The sequence below is a fragment of the Methylocystis sp. genome (genome assembly GCF_051061225.1).
In the GTDB taxonomy this organism is placed as follows: domain Bacteria; phylum Pseudomonadota; class Alphaproteobacteria; order Rhizobiales; family Beijerinckiaceae; genus Methylocystis.
In genome coordinates this window covers 253,235-276,432 of sequence record NZ_JBPFEB010000005.1, presented here as the reverse complement: position 1 = coordinate 276,432, position 23,198 = coordinate 253,235, and the positions used below count along the sequence as shown (strand labels likewise).

The window sequence follows — 23,198 nt, the reverse complement described above, 5'->3', positions numbered from 1 at the left end:
ATCCCTTGAAGAGGAGGGATGTCATGGAACAGTTGACTGATCGCGTCGTCCAGTCCACGTCGCTCGAACCGTCGATCGCGAAAGCCGCCATCGGCATGGTGCTGATGTTCCTGCGGGACGAAGTTCCCGAGGGGCGCGTGGCGGAATTCATCGACAAGATGCCCGGCGCCCGCGAGGCTGTCGCCGCCGCTCAGGCGAAGGGCGACGGCGGGGTGACACAGGCCATCGAAGGCCTGACCAGCTTCATGGGTCACGGCCGCGCCGATCTCAATATCCTGATCGGCAAGCTCGCCAATCTCGGCGTGACCGAAGAGCAGTGCCGGCGCCTGCTTGAAGAAACCCTGACTCGCGCCGAAGCCTTGATCGGCCCCGAGGGCGCGGCGAAAATCCGCGCCATGCTGCCGGAGATGGCGATGCGCTCGGGCGTCATGCCGCCGCAGGCGGAACCGCGTGACGAGGCGCGCGATCAGGCGCGTCCACGGGGGTAGGGACGGCGTTTCGTCAATCGACCCAATATGTCGAGAACGCGCGCGGGCGAGACCTTCGCCCGCGCACGTCGGGTTGGCGCCCGCCGCGATCCGCCGCCCTTGCAATCGGCGAGCGACGCGGCGACAGTTCAGCCTGGACCGAGCATGAAGGAGTCATTGGATGGATGAATTGATTGCGCGCGTTTCGGCGGGGGTCGGGGTCGATGCGGCCGTTGCGAAGACCGCGATTGGTCATGTGCTGGCCTTTCTCCACAAGGAGCTTCCGGATGGGCCTGTCGGTGAATTTCTGGAAAAGGTGACGGGCGCGCGCGAAGCGGCCGACGAGGCCTCCGCCAGCGGCGATGCGGGCGGCATGGGCGGACTTCTCGGCGGCCTGTTGGGCGGCGGCCTGATGGGGCTCGCCACAAAGCTCAACGGCCTCGGCCTCGACATGGGCCAGATTCACAAGCTCGGCCACGAGATCTTCGGATATGCGGAAGGCGTCGTCGGCAAGGAGAAGGTTCAGCAGATCGCCAATTCGATTCCGGGACTGTCTCAGTTCCTGTGACGATGGTTGATGTGTCCTTGCCCTCGCCCGGTCTCTGTCCGCTCCGGCGGAGAGAGGAGCGCCAGGGGCAAGGCCGCTCCATTCGCGCCGTTGCTATGCGGCTCGGCGCCTGCGCAATTTGGCGATGTTGAGTCCCGCGAGGGAGAGCACCCCCACCAGCACGGCGCCATAGACCGCCGCGCCGGCGGCGCCGAGCGCCAGAAGCGCCACGAGATTCGCCTGTGAGCCGAAATGGAGGCCGAGCGCCAGCGCCGGGGCGCGGCCGAACATCGCGACAAGCGTGAGAAACATCGAGGCGATGACCGTCGCGCCCACCACCTTTGCGAAGACGCCGTCGAAATCCATGAAGTCGCGGGCCAGCGCCAGCGACACCAGCGCGGCGAGATTGATCCACAGGCCGACCGAGGTCGCGGTCGCGAGACCCACGGCGCCGAGCGAGCGGAACAGCACGATTTTCAGCGCGACATTCACGGCGAGCGCGGCGAGCGCGATCTTCATCGGCGTCGAGGTGTCGCCGCGCGACTGGAAGCTCGCGCGCGCCGAGGCGATCAGCACCAGCGCCATCAGACCCGCGCCATAGGCCGCGAGCACGTCGCCCGCCGCGATGGCGTCCGCGGCGGTGAACCGCCCGCGCATGAACAGGCCCGCGACGATGAGTTCCGGCAGCGTATCGAAGGCGATGAAGAACGGCGCGGCGAGCGCGATGGTGAGCGCCATGGTGCGGCTCTGCGCCTGATGCGCGCCGGCGACGTCGCCCGCCGCGATGCGCCGACTCATTTCCGGCAGAAGCACCGTGCCGGCGGCGATGCCGATGACGCCGACCGGCAATTGATACAGACGCTCGGCGTAGGAGATCGCCGACACGCCGCCGTCCGCGAGCATGGAGGACAGGATCGTGTCGGCGAAAACCGCGATCTGCGGGCTCGCCGAGCCGATCACCGCCGGCCCGAGCTTGATGAAGAAATCGCGCACGCGCGCCCAGTGCGGCTTGCGCAGGCCGCGCAGCACGCCGATCTGGCGCGCGCCCCACATCAGAAGTCCCAGCTCCAGCGCGCCCGAGATGGTGACGCCCCAACTCGCCGCATAGCCCGGATTCGGGAACATGCGCGGCGCGACCACGGTCAGACCCAGCGCCGCCATCACCGTCAGATTCATCAGGTTGGGCGCGAAGGCGGGCAGGGCGAAACGGCCATGGGCGTTGAGCGTGCCCATGTGCTGCGCGAACAGCGTCATGAAGAGCAGATAGGGAAAGGTGATGCGCGTCAGGCTGACCGCCAGCGCGAATTTCTCCGGCCGATCATCCAGCCCCGGCGCCAGCAGGCCGACGAAGTGCGGCGCGAAGAGCCACACCAGGAACAGGATGACGATCTGAGAGGCGAGGAGCAGCGTATAGACCTCGCCCGCGAACTCCTCCGCCGACTCGTCGCCCTCCTGCTCCAGCGCGGTTGCGTAGCAGGGGATGTAGGCGGCGTTGAAGGCGCCCTCGCCGAAAATGGCGCGGAAACTGTTGGGAAGGCGCTGGGCAATAAAAAAGGCGTCGGAGACGACGCCGGCGCCCATGATCGCGGACTGCATGGCGAGCGACAGGAACCCCGTCAGCCGCGAGAGCAGGGTGAAGCCGCCAACCGAGAGAAGACTGCGAATCATAAAGTCGGTTTTAGCAAGATAATTTTCAAAAAGCGCTCCGGTGGGACGGAGGCGAGGCTCCGCCGCCAAAATCCCTCCCTCTCCCTGCGAAAGCGGGGAGAGGGCCGGGGTGAGGGGCAAGGCCGCTGATCCGCGCCTGTCGTCCTCATCAGGACGGGTCTCGCCCACCTTGTCGACGCTGCTTGCCCCTCACCCTAACCCTCTCCCCGCGCGCGGGGAGAGGGGATCTCCGTCTCTACGCGTTCGGCGATCAGATAGAGCGGCCGTCCCTTCACCTCATTGAAAATGCGGCCGATATATTCGCCGAGCACCCCCAGCGAGATCAGTTGCACCCCGGAGAAAAAGGCGATCGACACGACGAGCGTCGGAAAGCCTGGCGTGTCGACGCCGAACATCATGGTGCGGACCCAGTAATAGGCCGCCATGCCGAGCGCGAAGCAGGAAATGACGAGGCCCACATAGGTCCAGATCATCAGCGGCATGGACGAAAAGGACAGCAGGCCGTCGAGTGCGAAACGCGCGAGGCTCGTGAAATTGAACTTCGACTCCCCGCTCGCCCGGCTCTCCACCTCGAAGGGCACGCCAATGGATTTGAACCCGATCCAGGCGTAGAGGCCCTTGTTGAAGCGCGCCCGCTCCCGCATCGAGAGCAGCGCGTCGACCGCCTGGCGGTCGAGCAGCCGGAAATCCCCCGCGCCCGGCGGCAGCGGCACATCGCCGATCTTTTCCAGAAGGCGATAGAACAGCCCCGTGAGGAGCGTCCGCATTTTCGGATCGGTCGCCCGGTCGGCGCGCTGGCCGTAGACGTTCTTGTAGCCCGCGCGCCACTTCTCGATGAACAGCGGGATCACCTCCGGCGGGTGCTGGAGATCGGAATCCATGATGACCGCCGCGGCCCCGCGCGCCTCGTCGAGTCCCGCCGCGATGGCGATTTCCTTGCCGAAATTGCGGGAGAATGAAAGGGCGCGAAAGCGCGGCTCCCCGGCGCAGAGCGCCTTCAGCTCGGCAAGACTGTCGTCACGGGAGCCGTCGTCGATGAAGATCGCCTCAAAGGCGACGCCCGCCTGCTCCAGCGCCGGGACAAGCCGGGCCGCCAGCAGGCGAATATTGGGGCCCTCGTTGAATACGGGGATGACGACCGATATATCGGGACGCTGGGCAAAGTCGCGCATGGCCCTTTTTCAAGCAGAAATTCAGAGGCGCGGCAAAGCGAAATCGAGAGGTCGGGACAAATGGCGAGGGACCGGGTCATCGCGCTCTGCGCGGACGATTACGGCCTGTCCTACGGGGTGAGCGTGGGCATTCTGGAGGCGCTGGACGCCGGCCGGCTGACGGCGGTCTCGGCTTTGGTCAACGGCCCGCGCTGGCCGGCGATGGGGCGCGAACTGCGCCGGCGCGGCGCAAACGCCGACGTCGGCCTGCATTTCAACCTCACGCTCGGCCGGCCGCTGGGGCCCATGCCGGTCTTTGCGCCGCAGGGCAACTTTCCGCCGGTTTCGACCGTCATCCGCCTGGCGCTGCGCCGCAAGCTGCCCATGGATGAAATCCGCGCCGAGATCGACCGCCAGCTCGATCGCTTCGAGGCGGTGATGGAGCGTCCGCCGGAGTTTGTCGACGGGCATCAGCATGTGCACGGCCTGCCGGGCATAAGGGAGGCGCTGGTCGAGGCGATGGCGGCGCGCCGGCTCGCAGGCAAGGCGTGGCTGCGCAACGCCGCCGATGGGCTGCATCGAATCGTGTTGCGCCGCGCCCAGGCGCGCAAGGCGCTCGCCGTGCGGGGGCTGTCGTCGGGCTTCCGCCACGTCGCCCAGCTCCATGGCTTCGCGACGAACGACAGTTTCGCCGGCTTCTCGGACTTCGATCCGGGGAAGGACTACGCCAGAGCTTTCGAGACCTATCTGCGCGCGCCGGGGCGGCGCCATCTGGTGATGTGCCATCCCGGCCATGTCGACGATGAGCTGAAGGCGCAGGACCCCGTGACGATCACGCGCGAGCAGGAACTCGCCTTCCTGCTCTCGCCGCGCCTGCCCGAAATGCTGGAAAAGCGGGGGCTGAGGCTCGCGCGGCTGAGCGAGGCGATGCGTTAGGCGATCGCGATGTCCAGCCCCAGATCGAGCACCTTCGCCGAATGGGTGAGCGCGCCGACGGAAATCAGGTCGACGCCCGTCTCGGCGATGGCGGCGACCGTGTCCAGGGTCACGCCGCCCGAGGCTTCGCAAATCATCGCGCCATCAATCAGCGTCACCGCCTGACGCAGCTCCTCTGGCGACATGTTGTCGAGCAGCACGGCGTCGGCGCCTTCCTGCAAGACCTCGCGGAGCTGATCCAGCGTATCCACTTCGATCTCGATCTTGGTGAGGTGGCCGACGAAGGCTCTGGCGGCGCGCAGGGCGGGGACAACGCCGCCAGCGACCGCGATGTGATTGTCCTTGATGAGCACCGCGTCGTCGAGGCCGAAGCGATGATTGGCGCCGCCGCCGCAGCGCACGGCGTATTTCTCGAACGCGCGGAGCAGCGGCGTGGTCTTGCGGGTGTCGCAGATCCTGGCCTTCGTATGGGCGATGCGCTCGGCGTAGCGGGCCGTCAACGACGCAACGCCCGAGAGGCGGCCCAGATAATTCAGCGCCACGCGCTCGGCGGAAAGAATGGCGCGCGCCGGGCCTTCGATCCGCGCGACGATCGCGCCGGGCGCCACCCTGTCGCCATCGGCGAGCGGAGCCTCGAAGCTGATGTCCGCGCTCATCTGCGCGAAAGCCGCGCGGGCGAGCGCCAGTCCCGCGACGACGCCGGTTTCGCGCGCGGCGAGATCGGCGCTGGCCGAGGCGGAAGCGGGGATGGTCGCCTGCGTGGTGACGTCGCCGGCGCGGCCAAGGTCTTCCGCCAGCGCCGCGCGGACGGCGTCTTCGACAAGAAAGGGGGGGAGTTCGAAGCTCATGCGGGGATCTGTCTCTGCAAGCTGCCGCGACGTTTCGGAAGAGCCGCCAGTCTCGCCGCTCTCATCCCTCCCCCTTGCGGGGAGGGTGGCGCGCGGAGCGAGACGGGTGGGGGTCCACGGCGCAAAACTCTCACGCGCCGATCTCTTGGGCGAGCTTCAGCGCCTCGGCCAGCGTGATGCGCGAGCGGCGCGCGAAGGCCGGATCGGCATGCGGGAAATCCGAGCGGAACTGTGCGCCCCGGCTTTCGCGCCGCAGCCAGGCCGAAGCCGCGATCATCAGCGCGGTCGTCAGCATGTTGGAAATCTCGATGTCGCTCGTGCGCGACGACAGCCGGCGGATGGCGTGCAGCGCCCCCGAGAGCCCGGCGGCGTTGCGGATCACGCCGACATTGGCCGACATGAGATCGCGAAGCTCCTCGACCACCGCGAAATCGCGGTCATGCGCCTGCGGCTCGTTGCGATCGGACGCGTCCCGCAAACGCGCCTCCGGCAGCGGCGTGGCTGCTATGTCGGCGGCCGCCCGCGCGCCGAACACCACGGCCTCGAGCAGGGAGTTGGAGGCGAGGCGGTTTGCGCCATGCACGCCGGTCGAGGCGACCTCTCCGATCGCCCAGAGGCCGGAGAGGCTCGTGCGGCCGCGGGCGTCGGTCCAGACCCCGCCCATATGGTAATGCGCGGCGGGCGCGATGGGGATCGGCTGGCGCACCGGATCAATCCCGGCGCCCATGCAACTGGCGTAGACCGTCGGGAATTTCGCCGGAAACGCCGCGCCGATGGCGGCGCGGGCGTCGAGGAAGGCGCCGCGCCCGGCCTTGATGCTGGCGAACACGCCGCGCGCGACAATGTCTCGCGGCGCCAGTTCGCCGGCCGAATCGACGTCGAGCAGGAAACGCAGGCCGTCGCGGTCCACGATCGTGGCGCCTTCGCCGCGCAGCGCCTCCGTTGCGAGCGGCGCCGGATCGGCGTCGATGTCGATTGCGGTCGGGTGGAATTGCACGAATTCGGCGTCCGCGACAATGGCGCCCGCGCGCGCCGCCATGGCGACGCCGACGCCCCGCGCCTCGACCGGATTGGTGGTGAGCCGATAGAGGTGGCCGACCCCGCCCGTCGCCAGCACCAGCGCCGAACAGGGAATGTCGCAAATGCGTCCCGAGGCGTCGCGCGCCCGCACGCCGACGACGCGGCGGTCGCGCGTGAGAATCTGCTGGGCGGAAAAGCCGTCGACGACGGTGACCGAGGGCGTCGTCGCAAGCTGGCGCCGCAGCGTCTCCATGATGGCGCGGCCGGCGGCGTCGCCCATGACCCGCACGATGCGGCGGCGCGAATGGGCCGCCTCCTGCGACGGCGCGAAGCCGCCGCCGTCACGGCGGTCGAAGGGCGCGCCCATGGCCGCGAGGTCCTCGACCCGGTCGCGCGCCTGCTGCGCCATGCCGAGCGCAATGTCGCGGTCGACGATCCCGGCCCCCGCCGCCACCGTATCCTCCGCGTGCCGCTCCGGCGTGTCGCCGTCCTCGACGGCCGCCGCAATGCCGCCCTGCGCCCAGTAGGAGGAGCCGCTCGATCCGACCGGCGTCGGCGCGAGAATGGCGACAGGATGCGGCGCGAGTTTCAGCGCGCAGAACACGCCGGCGAGTCCGCCCCCGACGATGATGATGGGAGGAAGATTGTGCGGCATGAGCTAATCGCGCGCCACGGCGGCAAGGCGCGCCAGCGCCGCCGCCTCCTTCGCCACCGCCGCCGCGACAAGGGTGCGGGCGCGCTCGGGCAGGGGCAGGGCGAGCGCCGCGGCATGACCCTTCGGGGACATCTTGCACAGCGTCTTGCCGAGAATGTCGACGATCTTGTCGTCGTCATAGCCCTCGTATTTGACGAGGAAGTCCTCGAAATAATGTTCGAGGAAAACGACCGCCGCGACATTCTCCAGCGCCTGGGATTCGGGGTCCTTCTTGAGCTGCTCCTTGCGGATCAGCGCGCCGACATGGGCGATGACGTCTTCGTCGTAACCATTCGCGCGCATGATTTCCCCCGCGAGCGTCGCGTGATGGACGCGGCAGGCGCGCCGCCAGTCGTTGTAGCCGCGCCGCCCCTCAGGATAGTCGCCCCGCGCGATGTCCCAGCGACGTAAGTGCTGGGCGCGTGCGGCAATTTTCAGGAGATCGGAAGCTTCGGGGTAAATCGACGCCAGACGGGCGCTCATGCGTTCCGCATAGAGGGTCTCGAAGGCGCGGCCGTCAACCTTGCGGGGATCTTCGGCGTTGGCGGCGTCGATGGCTGCGAGTGTCGCTGCGAGCGCGGGCATGTGGTTTTCCGTTGTGGGGGCTTACCCCCTCCCTGTCGATAAGGGAGAGGGACGCTCACGATCAGCGCTCTCGGCGAAGCCCGGCTCTGCTCCCTCTCCCGCCATAGCGACGGGCTTCTCTGAAGACGCCCTATGGCGGGGGAGGGGTGGGGAGGGCGTCACCCCAGATCGATCATCCGCTGCACGCTCAGCCGCGCACGCGCCGCAATGGCCGGATCGACGACCACTTCCTCTCGCACATTCAGCAGCGCGTCGAGAATCTTCGGCAGGGTGATCCGCTTCATGTGCGGGCAGAAATTGCAGGGCCGGATGAACTCCGTGCCTTTGGTCTCCGCCGCGACATTGTCGGCCATGGAGCACTCGGTCACGAGCATGACCCTTTTGGGCTTCTCGTTGCGGACATAGTCGATCATCGCCGCCGTCGAGCCAGAGAAATCCGAGACCTCCACGACCTCGCGCGGGCATTCGGGATGGGCGATGACCTTCACCCCCGGATGATCGGCCTTGAAGCCGAGGATCTCGTCGGCGGTGAACAGTTCGTGCACCTCGCAGGCCCCGTGCCAGGCGATGATCTTCACCTGCGTCTGCGCGGCGACATTCTGCGCCAGGAAGCGGTCCGGGACCATGATCACGCGATCCGCGCCGAGGCTCTCGACCACCTTCACCGCATTGGACGAGGTGCAGCAGATGTCGACCTCGGCCTTCACCTCGGCGGAGGTGTTCACATAGGCGACGATCGGCACGCCCGGATATTCGCGGCGCAGGGCGCGAATGTCGGCGGCGGTGATGGAGGCCGCGAGCGAGCAACCCGCTTCCGCGTCGGGAATCAGGACCGTCTTGTGCGGATTGAGGATTTTGGACGTCTCGGCCATGAAGTAGACGCCGCCCTGCACGATCACCTCGGCGTCCGACTGCGCGGCGAGCTTCGCGAGCTGCAGGCTGTCGCCGATGTAGTCGGACACACAGTGATAGATTTCAGGCGTCTGATAATTATGCGCCAGAATCACCGCATTGCGCGTCTTCTTGATGTCATTGATGGCCTTTACATAAGGCGCGTGAAACGGCCATTCGACCGGGGGAATGACCTTCGCGACCCGCTCGTAGAGATGGGCCGTCGCGGCCTCCACTTCTGGAGTCCATTCGAGGCCGGGGCGAGGCAGGACGGGCAGGCGGGCGGCCGGATGCGCGGGCGTCGCCGGCGCAACTTCGATTTTGGCGGAATGGAAGGTCATGACTCCCGTGCCTTGTCTGTCTTGCCCTTCTTATGCTCAAAGTGAGTATAAGGAGGCCCTACAAAAACCCCGTGGCGGTCTCCGCCCGGAGCGCTCAGTCAGCCGAAGCTTAATGACAGGCGGCCCTGCCCGCAACCCCGGTTGTGTCCGGCAAATATGCTCGCGGGGAGCATAAATCAAGCGACGGGGTCGCGGGCCGCGCCAAAACTGCTATAGACGGCGCATGCAGCCGGACGTCCGAATTTTTCCGCACCGCCACCTTCTGGGCATCGAGGGGCTCAAGCGCCCCGACATCGAGACGCTGCTCGACATGGCCGAGCAGGCGGTTGAAGTGTCGCGTCAGGTGGAAAAGAAGAAGTCGAATCTGCGCGGGCGCACGCAGATCAATCTCTTCTACGAACCCTCGACCCGCACCCAGGCCTCCTTCGAGATCGCCGGCAAGCGCCTTGGCGCCGATGTGATGAACATGTCCGTCGCCCGGTCCTCCGAATCGAAGGGGGAGACGCTGCTGGACACGGCGACGACGCTCAACGCCATGCGGCCGGACATCATCGTGGTGCGCCACGCCCAGGCGGGGGCGGCGCATCTTCTGGCCCGCAAGGTCGACTGCTCGGTGGTGAACGCCGGCGACGGCGCGCATGAACATCCGACGCAAGCGCTGCTCGACGCGCTGACCATCCGCCGCAACAAGGGCCGCATCGAGGGGCTCACCGTCGCCATCTGCGGCGACATCCTGCATTCGCGCGTGGCGCGCTCCAATCTCATCCTGCTTTCGGCGCTGGGCGCGCGGCTGCGGGTGGTGGGGCCGTCGACGCTTGCGCCCGACAGCCTGTCGCGCCTGGGCGTGGAGGTGCATCACGACATGCGCAGGGGCCTCGCTGGCGCGGACATCGTGATGATGCTGCGTCTTCAACGCGAGCGCATGTCGGGCGCGCTGGCGCCGAGCGCGCGCGAATATTTCCATTTCTTCGGCCTGGACGAAGAGAAGCTCGCCCATGCCGCGCCCGACGCGCTGATCATGCATCCGGGGCCGATGAATCGCGGCGTCGAGATCGATTCGGCGGTGGCGGACAGCGCGCGCTCGCTGATCCGCGAGCAGGTGGAGATGGGCGTCGCCGTGCGCATGGCGGTTCTGGAGGCTCTCGCGCAGCACCTGCCGAATGTGTAATATCGCCTTAAAACAGGGTCCGCGGACCTATACGGGGTGAGAAATGCTCAAGTTGATCCGTTTTCTCGGGCTGGTGTCGCAGTCGATCTTCATCCAGTTCGTCCATCTCTTCGGCCTGATCGCCTTCGTGGCGTCGGCCGCGCTCGGCTGGTTCCGCCTGCCGTCCTGGCTGGTTCCCATCCTCGCCATCGTCTGCGGCGTCATCTCGGACAAATTCGTGGATGAAAGCTCCGTCAGCAGCCTGCTGGAAAAGGCGCAGAACGCCAATCAGCGCGGTGGATTCCTGATCGTCGTCTACTTCGTGATCTGCGCCGTCGGCTATGTGGCGGGGGCCTATGGCCGCCATTATCTGCGCGAGAAGAGGATGATCGCCGCTGCTTCCAAGAAATAAGGGGGCAGGGGGCATAACCGCCCCCACCCCAACCCTTCCCGCCATAGGGCGTCTTTAGAGACGCCCGTCCAACAGACAGGCTATGGCGGGAGAGGGAGTTAGATTCGGGCCTTCTTGAACCAGAATGCGGATCGCGAGGGTCCCCTCTCCCGCGCAGGGATGGGGAGGGGGCTCGCCCCTCCCTGATTTGTCACAGTCCCTCGAACAGCGCGGTCGACAGATAGCGCTCGGCGAAGGATGGGATAATCAGCACGATATTCTTGCCCGCCGCCTCCGGACGGCTCGCGATTTCGAGCGCGGCGGCCACGGCGGCGCCCGACGAGATGCCCACCGGAATGCCTTCGACGCGCGCCAGCAGCCTGGCCGTCTCGAAGGCGGTCTGATTGCCGATCGTCACGATTTCGTCGATCACGCCGCGATCCAGGATCGGCGGCACGAAGCCCGCGCCAATGCCCTGAATCTTGTGCGGTCCCGGCGGACGGCCGGACAGCACGGCGGAGTCCTCGGGCTCGACGGCCACGACGCGCAGGGCGGGGTTGCGCTGCTTCAGCACCTGGCCGACGCCGGTGATGGTGCCGCCCGTGCCGACGCCCGAGACGAAATAATCGACATGGCCGTTGGTGTCGTTCCAGATTTCCTCGGCGGTCGTGACGCGGTGGATTTCCGGATTGGCGGGGCTCTCGAACTGCTGCGGAATGACCGCGCCGGGGGTCTCGGCGGCCAGTTCGGAGGCTTTGGCGAGCGCGCCCTTCATGCCTTGCGCGGCCGGGGTCAGCACAAGCTCGGCGCCGAGCAGCGCCAGCATCTTGCGCCGCTCGATCGACATGGATTCGGGCATCACCAGAATCAGCCGGTAGCCGCGCGCCGCCGCCACGAAGGCCAGCGCAATGCCGGTGTTGCCGGAGGTCGGCTCGATCAGGACGGACTGGCCGGGCGTGATCTTGCCGGCGGCTTCGAGCGCGTCGATCATGGCGACGCCGATACGGTCCTTGACGCTCGAGATGGGATTGAAGAATTCGAGCTTGGCGAGAAGATTGGCCTTCACGCCCTTCTGCTCCGCAAGCCGATCGAGACGCACGAGCGGCGTGTCGCCGATGGTCTGGGTGATGGAGTCGTAAATCCGGCCGCGCCCCGGCTTTGCGGGCGGCGTGAAGGCCTTGTCAGTGGACATATGCTCCTCCCAAGCGGTTTCTAGATCGACAATTTGACGCCGACCGCCGCCATCATCGTCGCAAGGACCGGCCGCAGGAAGTGGTCCGGCACGCGCGCGGCGAGATGGCTCCCAATGGCGATGCCGGGCAGGGAGCCGACGAGCAGCGAGAACAGCAGAAGCCAGTCGACGCCGCCAAGCAACCAATGCCCGAAGCCCGCCACGAAGGTCAATGGCACCGCATGGGCGATATCCGACCCGACAAGCCGCACCGTTTGCGTGCGGGGATAGAGCGCGAGCAGGATCGTCATTCCGAGCGCGCCCGCGCCCACGGAGGAGATCGACACCAGCACGCCGAGGAAGACGCCGAGCGTGATCGTCAGCCAGCAGACCCGCGTCTCGCTGAGATTGTCGAGATGGCGGGAGATGTAGTCGAGAATGACGCGCCGAAACAGAATGGCGACCGCCGTCAGCAGCAGCGCGAAGCCCAGCGCCGAGGTGATCAGGCCATTGGCCGCGTGGGTCGCCTTGTGGCCGAGCCAGGACAGGGTCAGCAGCGTCGCGATCGTGGCCGGGATCGAGCCCGTGGCCAGGCGTCGGGTGATGCGCCAGTCGACCGTGCCGTTGAGCGCGTGAACGAGCGTGCCATTGCTCTTGGTGATGGCCGCATAGAGAAGGTCCGTCCCGACCGCCGTCGTCGGCGCGATCCCGAACAGCAGCACCAGGATCGGCGTCATCAGCGAACCGCCGCCCACGCCGGTGAAGCCGACAAGGGCCCCGACCACAAAGCCCGAGACGGAATAAAGCGGATTGAACGCGTGGACGGCATCGGCGAAGGCGAACATGACAACTCTATTCCACTTTTGAATTCCGTGTATTACCCTGTCGCACAGCCCAGGATTGTCAATTCAGTGACCCAAAAGCGGCTGGCAGTCAATTCTTTATTCTACCTAAAAACTAAACTAGCTCACGCCTGCGTCAAGCCGCGGCCGGTATATTAAAAAAGGTTAATATGTGATTAAGTCACGCAGACATCGAAAATCACTGGAGTAATATGGCGTGTGTCGCGACGGTCGCGCGCGTCGAACGAATCTGTGGTAAGTTTTCGAATGCTTACGAAAAAGGCCAAATACGGTCTCAAGGCGATGGTCTATCTGGCCGGGATCGAACCCGGACAGACGGCGCTCGTCGCCGACATTGCGTCCGAAAACCAGATCCCCAAGAAATTTCTCGACGCCATTTTGAGCGAACTGCGCAACGCCGGTTTTGTTCACTCCAAGAAAGGCAAAGGCGGCGGCTACATGCTGGCGCGGCTGCCGGCCGAGATCAGCGTCGGCAATCTGGTGCGCGCGCTCGACGGGCCATTGGCCCCGATCCATTGCGCGAGCCGGAGGCTCTACCGCCGCTGCGACGACTGCGTCGACGAGACGCACTGCGCCGTGCGGCTGGTCATGCTCGAGGCGCGCGACGCGATCGCGCGCGTTCTGGACAATACGTCCCTCGAGCAGATGCGCGCGCTCGGCGCGGCTGGACTGGAGCTTGTCGAAGGCAAGACCAGGAAAAAGGCCTCCCGGGCGGCCATGGACATGGCGTGAGCCGGAACCTATAAAGCCCGCGCCGGCGCTCGCGTCGGCGAATCTGCGGAAATCAGAGGCCGGCGGGAGCCGGGAAGCGAATGTCGGAAGCAGCGGTGGCGACGGTTCGTCGGGATGCGGAGCAGGGTCAGGCGGCGGCCGAGTTGCGCCGCACAATGGTCGAGCGCCAGCTTCGTCCCTTCGACGTGACGGACGTTCCGCTGCTGGAGCGTTTCCTCAACATTCCGCGTGAGTTGTTCCTTCCCGCAAGCCAGGAGGCGGTGGCCTATTCCGATTTGGCCGTGACCGTGCGCGGCGCGGGCGGCCATAGGCGGACGCTGCTGCCGCCGCTGGTGCTCGCGCGTATGCTCCAGGGCGGCGCGCCGCGGCCGGGCGACAAGGCGCTCGTGATTGGCGGCGCCGGCTATTCCGCCGCGATTCTGTCGGACCTCGTCGGGGACGTCGTGGCGCTCGAGAGCGATCCGGAGCTTGCCGAGCGCGCGCGCGACGGCCTTGCGGCGCTCGGCGCCGGAAATGCGCGGGTCGAGGTGGGTCCGATGGGGCAGGGCTGCCCCTCCTGTGGGCCGTTTGATCTGATCTACGTCGAGGGCGGCGTGGAGACGGGCCTCGACGCGCTCTTCGCGCAGCTCACGGCGAACGGCCGCCTTCTGGCGCTGGTCACCCCGGAGGCGGGCGCGGGCCAGCATGTCGTGCGATATGAGCGGCTGGCCGGACAGCCGGCCGGACGCATCTCGCTCTTCAGCGCGAATGCGCCCGTTCTCGAAGGATTTGCGTTGGCGCCGTCGTTCACCTTCTGACGTCGCCGTTTCGTCCAACCGCGTTTCCAGCGTTCCTGTGTCGCGTTCGTCGGGCTTCGCCGAACGCAATTGGCGAGTCGTGACTCCAGCCTGGCTGGAGAGCAAAGGGAAGGCAAGAATGGACAGTGCGGCGTCGGGCAAGCCACAGGCGGCCGGTCTCCACACTCTCTCGAAGGGCGCGGCGGTCGTTGTCGCGCTTCTTTCCGGCGCGCCGGTCCAGGCGCATGCCGAGACGCTGCGATCGGCGCTGGCGCGCGCCTATTGTGGCAACCCGGACCTGAACCAGAGCCGCGCCGCCGTCCGCGTTCGTGACGAGGACGCGCCCAAGGCGCTGGCCGGCATGCGTCCGAAGGCGAATATCCAGGCCTCGGCCGGTCCGGAATACGCCAATCTGCGCTTTCCAGCCGGACGCGATCAGTCCGGCCAGCGGCTGTTCCAGCTCGAAAAATACACGGGCTGGCCGCGCGGCACGACCTTGAATCTCCAGCAGAACATCTTCGACGGCAACCGCACCGAAAACTCGGTGAAGCAGGCTGAATCGAACGTCTTCGCCGCCCGGGCGACCATGCGCCTCACGGAGCAGGCGATCCTCCAGAACGGCGCCACCGCCTATATGAACGTGTTGCGCGACACGGCGGTGATGAATCTGCGCAAGAACAACATCGCCGTGCTGGAGCAGCAGCTCAAGCAGACGCAGGACCGTTTTCAGGTCGGCGAGGTGACGCGCACCGACGTGGCGCAGGCGGAAGCGTCGGTCGCGCAGGCGCGTTCCGAGTTCTACGCCGCGCAGGCGCAGCTCAAGAACAGCATTGCAAACTACCATCAGCTCATCGGCGACGATCCGAAAAGTCTTCAGCCGGGCGCCTCGGTCGAGCCCTTGTTGCCGACGTCGCTCAACGACGCCATCGGGGTCGCGCTGATCGAGCATCCCGGCGTGGTGTCGGCCCTGCATCAGGTCGACGCGGCCGAGCTTGCCGTAAAGGTGGCCGAGAGCGCGCTGATGCCCAATCTTTCGCTCAACGCGCAGGTCTCCAACCAGTACGACTCCTTCCTGGGCATCCCCGGCACCCGCCAGTTTTCCGCGCAGGCGGCGGCGCAGCTGAATGTTCCGCTCTATCAGGGCGGCGCCGAATACGCCTCGATCCGGCAGGCGAAGGAGCAGCTTGGACAAGCGCGGCTCAACGCCGATTTGCAGCGCGACAGCGTGCGCGCCAGCGTCGTGTCGAGTTTCGGGCTGCTGGAGACGGCGAAAGCGTCGATCATTTCGGGCCAGGCGGCGGTGAAGGCGGCGGAGACCGCGCTCGCCGGCGTGCGGGAGGAGGCCAAGGTCGGCCAGCGCACCACGCTCGACGTGCTGAACGCGCAACAGGCGCTGCTCAATGCGCGCGTGAGCCTCGTCATCTCCCAGCGCGACCGTGTCGTGGCGTCTTACGCCGTGCTCGGATCGATTGGCCGACTTTCTGCACAGGAACTTGATCTCAACGTGACTTTGTATGACCCGACAATTCATTACGAGCAGGTGAAGACCAAATGGTGGGGCACGGACACGCCTGACGGGCGCTGATTGGAACGTCGACGGGGTGACAGCGCGGCGCGAAAGGTGTGGAATTCCAAAGAGCCAAGTTGATTCGCGACGGGCAGCCGGTCACATCTTGGGCTCGACACCACGCAACCTTTTGTAAGAAAGCACTCCATGAGCGCAGCGAACGCCTCCGTAGCCCCGTCGCCTTCTCTCCAGGATGAGACCCGCGCGAACGAGCCGTCCATGGAGGAAATCCTCGCCTCGATCCGGCGCATCATCGCCGACGACCAGACCCTTCCGGGCAATCGTCGGGAGCGCGAGGACCGCCGCCGCCGCGAAAGCGCGGACGCCGGCGTGGAGACCCCGGCCGCCGCGCAGAACTATCCCGAGCCTGCCGAGGCGATTGCGCTGGACGAGGATGAAATCGCGAGCGTCATGACGGTCGAAGAGGAAAAGCCTCAGCCGCCCGCCATCGCGGAAATCCGCCATCTGCGCCTCAACCGCGCCCTGGTCGAGCAGGCCGCCCCGGCCGAAGAGCCGGAAGAGGCGGAGGCGGAAGAAGAGGTCGAGGACGAGGAAGAGTTCTCTTCCGCGTATGAGCCCGACGAGGCGAGCGAGGGGGAGGCGCTGGTTTCTTCCAGCACGGCGACCTCCGTCGCCTCCCATTTCGAGGCGCTGGCGGCGAGCATGATTTTCAAGGACAGCGGCCTCCTCCAGCAATATGCGCAGGAAATGATGCGCCCGATGCTCAAGCAGTGGCTCGACGACAATCTGCCGGTCATTGTCGAGCGGCTCGTGCGCGCCGAGATCGAGCGGGTTGCGCGGGGCGGACGCCGCTGAGGCGCTTTAAGGGGCGTTAACGCTCGCTACAGGAGTTGGCGTTAGCATTCCCTTATGCACAGGCTCCGCGCGTTGATCCGATCGTTGATCCTCCCCGTCATGCTCTATTGCGTGGCGGGGACTGTCGCGTCCTACTTCGTCTGGCACGGCGTCAACGGCCAGAGAGGCCTCAAGACGGGCGAGGAATATGAGCAGAAGCTGGCGCAGCTTCGTCAGGAGCGCGATCTGCTCAAATTCCAGCGCATGCAATGGGAAGCCCGCATCGCTCTGATCAAGGGCGAGAAGATCGACGCCGACGTGCTCGAAGAGGAAGCCCGCAAGCGACTCGGGCGCGTGCACAAGAACGATGTCGTCATTCTGCTCCCGCAGGAGAGCGGGCAGCAGTAGGCCGCCAGCCTTTCCATCTCACTCAGCGCGCCGCGCATAACGGGCGAAAAGCGTCGGCGGGCCGTCGCTCTCGACGACGCCGCGCGCGACGAGGTCCTCGAGATGGGCGAAGACCGTCATGGCGGCGGCTCCATGCAGGCGTTTGTCGACGCTTTCATAAATCCGGGCGACCATGGCCGGGATCGTCGCATCGCCGTCCGAGAGGCGCTGGAGGATCGCCGCTTCACGCGCGCGGCGGTGATGCGTCAGAGCGCGCAGATACCGCTGCGGCTCGAGCACCGGATCGCCATGGCCCGGCCAGTAGATCTCATCGTCTCGCCGCCGCAGCCGCTCGATCGACTCCATGTAGTCCGTCATCGAGCCGTCAGGGGGCGCGATGACGGTCGTCGACCAGGCCATGATGTGATCGCCGGTGAACAGCGCCTTTTCCTCGCTGAGTTCGAAGCAGAGATGATTGGCGGTGTGGCCGGGCGTCTCCAGCACGCGAACCGTCGAGTCGCCGAGGTCGATCCGGTCGCCCTCGGCGAGGATCGCGTCGGGGGCATAGGCCGTGTCATGCGAGGCGTCGAGGCCGGGGCCGGTGACGACGATGTCCGGCGACGGCGCGTAAGGGGCGCAGCCGGCGATGACCGCCCCGGTCGCTTCCTTCAGCGCGCGGGCACCGGGCGCGTGGTCGCGATGCGTGTGGGTGACGAGAATATGGCGCAGGCGCTCGCCGCGGATGGCGTCGAGCAGGGCGGCGATGTGGCGGGGGTCGGCCGGGCCGGGGTCGACAATCGCGACCTCGCCCGAGCCGATGATGTAACTGCAGGTGCCCGTGTGGGTGAAAGGCCCGGCGTTGGGCGCGATCACGCGACGCACCCGCGCCGAAACGCGCTCCGATGCGTGACTCTCAGACGCGTTCATCTCTCCTCCTCCGCCGCTGCGGAGAAGATAGAAGCTTTGCGCCTGTTTCAAAAGCGGGCGGCGGCGGGCCGCCCGCTGCTCATGTCTTACATGGGGAACAGGGCGCCCTGGCGCTGGAGCAGAGTCTCCATCATGTAGCCGACCTTGCCGTCGTAATTCACCTGGCACCAGCGGGTCTGCCAGCCGGCGACGCAGCCGCCCTGGTTGACCGTGGCGCCGCCGGGAACGGCCGCGATCACCGGATAGCGCACGCCCGGGCCCTTGTAGAGATTGGCGAGTTCGGTCGTGACGACCGGCGCGACGACGACATTATTGCCGGAGGGCGCGAGGGCGCCGGCCGCCACGTAACCCTTGGTCGCGCCATAGGCGACCTTGCACCAGTCGCGTCGCCAGCCGCCGCCGCAGTTGAGCACCGTTACATCCGCGCCAGCGGGGATCGTGGCGACCACGGGCCATTTCGTGCTGGGACCGGAACGGACATTCGCCGGGCTGGAAACAGGCGCGGCGAGCGCCGCGCTCGCCGCGAAAGCCGCGGAGAGGGCGGCGAGGCGCAGAAGCGAAGAAAACATCATTGGAATCTCCCTGTTAACTCTTGTCGTTGAGCCAATAAGCCGAGACTAACGGCGTTTACGACGAATGGTTCCGGTGTGGCCACGATTGGCTTTGACCTTGGTAAATGTCTGCCAGTTCAATGAAAATTCCGCGCCTTGGGCATGGCTTCGCTCTTCGCGACGCGCATGGTTTCGAGAAGGCGCAGATCGGCGGAAAGATCGTCCACGCGCTCGGCCACGACATGGATGACGCCGCAGTCCTTTTGCAGCCGGCCGGTCACGGAAACGAAACGCGCGCCGATGACTTCCGCGCGCTGGCGTTCGAGGAGCTTCGGCCAGACGATGATATTGGCCTGGCCCGTCTCATCCTCGATGGTCATGAAGACGACGCCCTTGGCCGTGCCGGGCCGCTGCCGCAGCAGCACGAGGCCGGCGACCGTCACGCGGCGTCCGGCGCCGTCGGGAAAGTCCGTCAGGGACGCGCAGGGCAGGGCGCCGCGCGCGGCAAGGCGGGATCGCAGGAAGGCGACGGGGTGGCCTTTGAGCGAGAGCGAGAGAAAGCGATAGTCCTCGACGATCTCCTCGCCCGGCGGCATGGGCGGCAGATGCGCGTCCGGCTCCAGCGGCGAAAAAGAGAGGTCGCGCAGAAGCGGCAGATCGTCCCGGTCGCCGGCGCGGTTGAGCCCGGCCGCGGCCCAGAGGGCGTCCCGGCGCGAGAGGCCAAGCGAGGCGAAGGCGTCCGCTTCCGCCAGCCGCATCAGCGTCGCGGGCGACAGCTCGGCTCGCAACCAGACGTCGCGAACGGAATCATAGCCCTTGCCGCGTCGGGCGACGAGACGGCGCATGTCTTCTTCGCTGACGCCCTTGATCTGGCGGAAGCCGAGGCGAATGGCGTGGTGGCCATGGATATCGCCGGCCATGTCGGCGTGGCGGCGGTGGATGCGTTCAGCAGAGACCGCAATCTGCGTGTTCTCATCCCTCCCCCTCGCGGGGAGGGTGGCGCGCGCAGCGCGACGGGTGGGGGCTTGCCACAATGGCTGTGATGGGGCCTTACCCCACCCGACCCCGCCTTCGGCGGGGCTGCGCTCCCCGTAAAGGGGAGGGATAGGTGTTGCATCGGCGTTGTCGGAAACGCCCGGCTGCTCCGGTTGCCGCAACGTTTCACGCGTTGGCTCCAGCGTCGAGTCCCACTCCGAGGCGTTGATGTCCACAGGTCGGGTCTCGATCCCATGCTCCCGCGCGTCGCGCACGATTTGCGCGGGCGCATAAAAGCCCATGGGTTGCGAGTTCAGCAGCGCGCAGGCGAACACGTCCGGGTAGCGGCATTTCAGCCAGGCCGAGGCATAGACCAGCAGCGCGAAGGACGCTGCATGGCTTTCCGGAAAGCCATAGGTGCCGAAGCCCTCGATCTGGCTGAAACAGCGCTCGGCGAATTCGCGCGCATAGCCCTTGGCCGTCATGCCGGAAATCATCTTGTCGCGGAAACCGCCGATCAGCCCGGCCCGCTTGAAGGTCGCCATGGCGCGGCGAAGCTGATCGGCTTCCGACGGCGTGAAGCCCGCCGCGACAATGGCGATGCGCATCGCCTGCTCCTGAAACAGCGGCACGCCATAGGTCTTGCCGAGCACCTGCTCCAGCTCTCTGGAGGGATAGGACACCGGCTCCTTGCCCATGCGGCGGCGCAGGTAGGGATGCACCATGTCGCCCTGAATGGGGCCTGGCCGCACGATCGCGACCTCGATGACGAGATCGTAAAAGCAATTCGGCTTGAGCCGCGGCAGCATCGACATCTGCGCGCGGCTTTCGATCTGGAAGACCCCCACCGTGTCGGCGCGCGAGATCATCGCATAGACGCGCGGGTCTTCCGACGGGATCGAGGAGAGGCGATGCGCGATCCCGTAATGTCGCGCCAGAAGTTCAAGACCCTTGCGCAGGCAGGTGAGCATGCCGAGCGCCAGCACGTCGATCTTCAACAGGCCCAGCGCGTCGAGATCGTCCTTGTCCCATTCGATGGTGCTGCGGCCTTCCATGGCGGCGGGGGCGACGGGGACCACTTCGTCAAGCCGGTCGCGGGTGATGACGAAGCCGCCGGAATGCTGCGTCAGATGACGCGGAAAGCCTTCGATCTCCTCGGCCAGCGCCAGCGCCTTGGCGAAGCGCGGTTCGGCTGCGTCGAGGCCGAGGCGCGCAATATCCTCGCCGCGCGTGGCGGGATCGCCGCCGCGCCCGAAGGCGGCGGAGGTCAGGCGGCCGAGCAGATCGTTCGACAGACCGAAAGCCTTGCCGATTTCGCGGATCGCGCTCTTGCCGCGATAGGTGGTGACGGCGGCCGCGAGCCCCGCGCGCTCCCGCCCGAAGCGTGCGTAGATATATTGAATCACCTCCTCGCGCCGTTCATGCTCGAAGTCGACGTCAATGTCGGGTGGCTCGTTGCGCGCGGCCGAGACGAAACGCTCGAACAGCAGGTCGTGCTTCGTCGGATCGACCTCCGTCACGCCCAGACAGAAGCAGATGACCGAGTTCGCGGCCGAACCGCGCCCCTGCGCCAGGACGCCCTTCGAGCGCGCGAAGCGCATGATGTCGTGAACGGTGAGGAAATAGGCGGCGTAGTTCAGCTCCGCGACAAGCGTGAGCTCGCGTTCGAGCGTTGCGGACACATGCTCGGGAACGCCATTCGGATAACGCGCTTTCGCCCCCTCGCGCGCGAAGGCGGCAAGCGCCTCCTGCTCGCTTGCGAAGCCTTCGCGCAATTCGTCCGGATAGTCATAGGCGAGATCGGTGAGGCGGAAATCGAGCGCCTCGATGAAGCGCGCGCTTTCCGCGACGGCCTCGGGCGCCTCCTGGAACAGCCTCGCCATTTCGGCCGCGCCTTTGAGATGGCGCTCGGCGTTCGCCGCGAGACGAAAGCCCGCCTCGTTCAGCGTCGTCTTTTCGCGGATGCAGGTCAGCGCGTCCGCCAGCGGACGGCGCTCGGGAACATGCATATGCGCGTCATTGACGGCGACGAGCGGCAGGCCGAGCCGTTCGGCCAGAGCGATGCGACCGAGCAGGCGCGCGCGCGGGCGCGGGCCGTAAAGCGCCGTCCCGGCCAGCCAGAGGCGGCCCCGCAGCGTGTCGAGGAGCGCTGGCGGCGGGGCGCCATTCTCCATCACGATGACATGCTGGCCGTCGCCGAAATCGAGGAGGTCCTGAAGAACCAGCGCGCAATCGCCTTTCTGCGTGCGCATATTGCCGCGCGTCAACAGCCGGCACAGGCGCCCATAAGCCGCCCGGTCCTTCGGATAGCAGAGGATGTCGGGCGTTCCGTCGCGGAAGACGAGACGCGCGCCGATGGCGAGGCGGAAATCGCCGGCGCTGTCCCGATGCGCGCGCAGATAGGAGAAGGCGCGCACCACGCCCGCAAGCGAATTGGGGTCGGCGATCCCGATGCCGCAATGGCCGAGCGCCAGCGCCGTCGCCGCCATTTCTTCCGGATGCGAGGCGCCGCGCAGGAAGGAAAAATTGGTCGTCACGGCAAGTTCGGCGTAGCGGGGCGCAGACATTGGCGCGGGCATGGACGCAGCAGGGAGATGTTAGGATGTTCTCTTATTGTTCCCTTTTTCCGCTCTGCGTCAAGCCGCGCGGAAGAAAAAAAGCCCCGCCGAACAGCGGGGCTGAAGGCGCGCCGCCGAAACGGCGCCATCTAATTTTGTCTGAGCAAATACGCACTCAAATACATACGCCTGAAACCTTCGACCAATTCAGTCGAAGACCGCGCCGAGCGCCGCGCCCAGCAGGCCGACGACCACGGCCGCCGGCAGAATGGCGTAGTCGCCGATCAGAATGGCGCCGATCACGCCGCCGATCAGCGCCGCGACGCCGCCGCCGACAAACTTGCCCGTATTGCGTTCCGTCTTTTCCGCCTCAGCCGAGCCGGCCTTGTGCATGGTCTCGTTTGACATGGCGTCTTCCCCGACGATGCGATGATTGCCGCAGCAGGTTTTCACTAGCGATGTCATGTGAGAGCGCGATGAGGCTTTTGTGATCGACCGGTGAGACTTTCGTGAACGGCGCCGTTACCTGACCGTCGCGGGACTTTCGCAGCGGCGCACAAGCGTCTGGCGGAAAGGCCGTTCAACGCGGCCATATGAGCAAAAAAACAGCCGGCGCCTTTGGGGCGCCGGCTGAAAAATTTCGACCTGATCAGGCTGGTTATTGAGCCGCGGGCTCTTCCGCCGGAGCGTCGCCGGGAGCGGCGGCCTTGGGCTTCGGCTTCGCCTTGGGCTTCGGCTTCGCGGGGGCCTCGGCGGCGGCCGGTTCGGGGGCAGGAGCCGGCGTCTCGGCGGCGGCAGGCGCGGGAGCCGGTTCGGCCGCAGGCGCGGGCGCCGATTCTGCGGCCGGGGCCGGCTCGGCCGGAGCCGCGGCAGGCGTCTCGGCGGCGGCGGGCGTTTCAGCCGGGGTCGCCTCGCCGGGCGGCGCGGCGGAGACGTCCGGATTCGCCGGCGCTTCGCCCGGCGCGGCGTTTTCCGCGGGGGCGGGCGCGGCCTCGGCCGGCGGCTGCTCTTCAGACTTCGGCGCCGTCAGCTTGCCGATCGCCGCCCGAAGGGAGGCGACGCCTTCGCTCGGCGCCGCATAGACGCCGAGGCCAAAGCCAATTGCGCCTGCGACGAGAGCCGTCACAATGGTCGATACAATACGCGCCATCCGATGCGTTCCTCCAGAATGTTGGTTGTCATGCCCGAGCCGGGTGAACTGATGCCCGTT

The 23,198-nt window shown here is 66.6% G+C and carries 23 protein-coding genes; 10 read left to right on the top strand and 13 right to left on the bottom strand.

Translation table 11 applies throughout. The annotated features are described in order from the left end of the window. Positions 1-23: 23 nt before the first annotated feature. Positions 24-488, top strand: a complete 465-nt coding sequence (locus ACR652_RS01850; RefSeq protein ID WP_434504816.1) for a hypothetical protein — start codon at positions 24-26, stop codon at positions 486-488. A 160-nt stretch (positions 489-648) separates the two neighbouring features. After that, positions 649-1,035: a DUF2267 domain-containing protein gene (locus ACR652_RS01845; RefSeq protein WP_434504815.1), complete on the top strand. Its 387-nt coding sequence runs from the start codon at positions 649-651 to the stop codon at positions 1,033-1,035. 93 nt (positions 1,036-1,128) lie between these two features. Here ACR652_RS01845 and murJ read toward each other — a convergent pair whose 3' ends face one another. Together murJ and ACR652_RS01835 are read right to left on the bottom strand one after the other, a co-directional pair. Next, entirely contained in the window at positions 1,129-2,682 is a 1,554-nt protein-coding gene (murJ, locus tag ACR652_RS01840; RefSeq protein WP_434504814.1) for a murein biosynthesis integral membrane protein MurJ, read from the bottom strand. 194 nt (positions 2,683-2,876) lie between these two features. Then, positions 2,877-3,854, bottom strand: a complete 978-nt coding sequence (locus tag ACR652_RS01835; protein WP_434504813.1) for a glycosyltransferase family 2 protein — start codon at positions 3,852-3,854, stop codon at positions 2,877-2,879. 60 nt (positions 3,855-3,914) lie between these two features. Between ACR652_RS01835 and ACR652_RS01830 the strand changes: the two genes are divergently transcribed. Further along, entirely contained in the window at positions 3,915-4,769 is an 855-nt protein-coding gene (locus ACR652_RS01830) for a ChbG/HpnK family deacetylase (protein ID WP_434504812.1), read from the top strand. Here ACR652_RS01830 and nadC read toward each other — a convergent pair. The 4 genes from nadC to nadA form a co-directional block, all read right to left on the bottom strand. Further along, positions 4,766-5,617: a carboxylating nicotinate-nucleotide diphosphorylase gene (gene nadC / locus ACR652_RS01825; protein WP_434504811.1), complete on the bottom strand. Its 852-nt coding sequence runs from the start codon at positions 5,615-5,617 to the stop codon at positions 4,766-4,768. The genes ACR652_RS01830 and nadC overlap by 4 nt on opposite strands. A 130-nt stretch (positions 5,618-5,747) precedes the next feature. Further along, positions 5,748-7,292, bottom strand: coding sequence for an L-aspartate oxidase (locus tag ACR652_RS01820; RefSeq protein WP_434504810.1), 1,545 nt, complete (start codon positions 7,290-7,292; stop codon positions 5,748-5,750). 3 nt (positions 7,293-7,295) lie between these two features. Beyond that, entirely contained in the window at positions 7,296-7,916 is a 621-nt protein-coding gene (locus ACR652_RS01815; protein WP_434504809.1) for a DUF4202 domain-containing protein, read from the bottom strand. Between the two features lie 158 nt (positions 7,917-8,074). After that, complete coding sequence (nadA, locus tag ACR652_RS01810; RefSeq protein ID WP_434504808.1) at positions 8,075-9,148, bottom strand: quinolinate synthase NadA; 1,074 nt, start codon at positions 9,146-9,148, stop codon at positions 8,075-8,077. Positions 9,149-9,371: 223 nt separating this feature from the next. Here nadA and ACR652_RS01805 point away from each other — a divergent pair, with 223 nt between their 5' ends. Both ACR652_RS01805 and ACR652_RS01800 read left to right on the top strand, forming a co-directional pair. Further along, positions 9,372-10,316 carry an aspartate carbamoyltransferase catalytic subunit gene (locus ACR652_RS01805; RefSeq protein WP_434504807.1) on the top strand — a complete coding sequence of 315 codons (945 nt, stop codon included), beginning with the start codon at positions 9,372-9,374 and terminating at the stop codon, positions 10,314-10,316. A 43-nt stretch (positions 10,317-10,359) separates the two neighbouring features. Next, positions 10,360-10,707, top strand: coding sequence for a hypothetical protein (locus ACR652_RS01800; protein ID WP_434504806.1), 348 nt, complete (start codon positions 10,360-10,362; stop codon positions 10,705-10,707). 190 nt (positions 10,708-10,897) lie between these two features. Here the strand turns inward: ACR652_RS01800 and cysK are convergent, their stop codons facing one another. Together cysK and ACR652_RS01790 are read right to left on the bottom strand one after the other, a co-directional pair. Beyond that, entirely contained in the window at positions 10,898-11,878 is a 981-nt protein-coding gene (cysK, locus tag ACR652_RS01795; protein WP_434504805.1) for a cysteine synthase A, read from the bottom strand. A 20-nt stretch (positions 11,879-11,898) separates the two neighbouring features. Then, positions 11,899-12,702, bottom strand: a complete 804-nt coding sequence (locus ACR652_RS01790) for a sulfite exporter TauE/SafE family protein (RefSeq protein WP_434504804.1) — start codon at positions 12,700-12,702, stop codon at positions 11,899-11,901. 264 nt (positions 12,703-12,966) lie between these two features. Here ACR652_RS01790 and ACR652_RS01785 point away from each other — a divergent pair, with 264 nt between their 5' ends. The 5 genes from ACR652_RS01785 (at position 12,967) to ACR652_RS01765 (ending at position 16,998) form a co-directional block, all read left to right on the top strand. Continuing rightward, on the top strand, positions 12,967-13,452 hold the full coding sequence (locus tag ACR652_RS01785) for an RrF2 family transcriptional regulator (protein WP_434504803.1): 486 nt from the start codon (positions 12,967-12,969) through the stop codon (positions 13,450-13,452). Between the two features lie 80 nt (positions 13,453-13,532). Beyond that, positions 13,533-14,249 carry a protein-L-isoaspartate O-methyltransferase family protein gene (locus ACR652_RS01780; protein ID WP_434504802.1) on the top strand — a complete coding sequence of 239 codons (717 nt, stop codon included), beginning with the start codon at positions 13,533-13,535 and terminating at the stop codon, positions 14,247-14,249. A 118-nt stretch (positions 14,250-14,367) separates the two neighbouring features. Continuing rightward, positions 14,368-15,813 carry a TolC family outer membrane protein gene (locus ACR652_RS01775; protein ID WP_434504801.1) on the top strand — a complete coding sequence of 482 codons (1,446 nt, stop codon included), beginning with the start codon at positions 14,368-14,370 and terminating at the stop codon, positions 15,811-15,813. Between the two features lie 129 nt (positions 15,814-15,942). Beyond that, entirely contained in the window at positions 15,943-16,611 is a 669-nt protein-coding gene (locus ACR652_RS01770; protein WP_434504800.1) for a PopZ family protein, read from the top strand. Positions 16,612-16,683: 72 nt separating this feature from the next. Beyond that, entirely contained in the window at positions 16,684-16,998 is a 315-nt protein-coding gene (locus tag ACR652_RS01765; protein WP_434504799.1) for an FtsB family cell division protein, read from the top strand. Between the two features lie 18 nt (positions 16,999-17,016). Here ACR652_RS01765 and ACR652_RS01760 read toward each other — a convergent pair whose 3' ends face one another. The 5 genes from ACR652_RS01760 to ACR652_RS01740 form a co-directional block, all read right to left on the bottom strand. Further along, entirely contained in the window at positions 17,017-17,904 is an 888-nt protein-coding gene (locus tag ACR652_RS01760) for an MBL fold metallo-hydrolase (RefSeq protein ID WP_434504798.1), read from the bottom strand. Between the two features lie 86 nt (positions 17,905-17,990). Further along, a complete protein-coding gene (locus tag ACR652_RS01755; protein ID WP_434504797.1) occupies positions 17,991-18,476 on the bottom strand; it encodes an SH3 domain-containing protein in 486 nt (161 codons plus the stop codon). Positions 18,477-18,592: 116 nt separating this feature from the next. Further along, positions 18,593-21,997, bottom strand: coding sequence for an error-prone DNA polymerase (locus ACR652_RS01750; protein WP_434504796.1), 3,405 nt, complete (start codon positions 21,995-21,997; stop codon positions 18,593-18,595). 198 nt (positions 21,998-22,195) lie between these two features. Beyond that, a complete protein-coding gene (locus ACR652_RS01745; protein WP_434504795.1) occupies positions 22,196-22,396 on the bottom strand; it encodes a hypothetical protein in 201 nt (66 codons plus the stop codon). Positions 22,397-22,646: 250 nt separating this feature from the next. Next, positions 22,647-23,138, bottom strand: a complete 492-nt coding sequence (locus tag ACR652_RS01740; protein WP_434504794.1) for a hypothetical protein — start codon at positions 23,136-23,138, stop codon at positions 22,647-22,649. Positions 23,139-23,198: the final 60 nt, after the last annotated feature.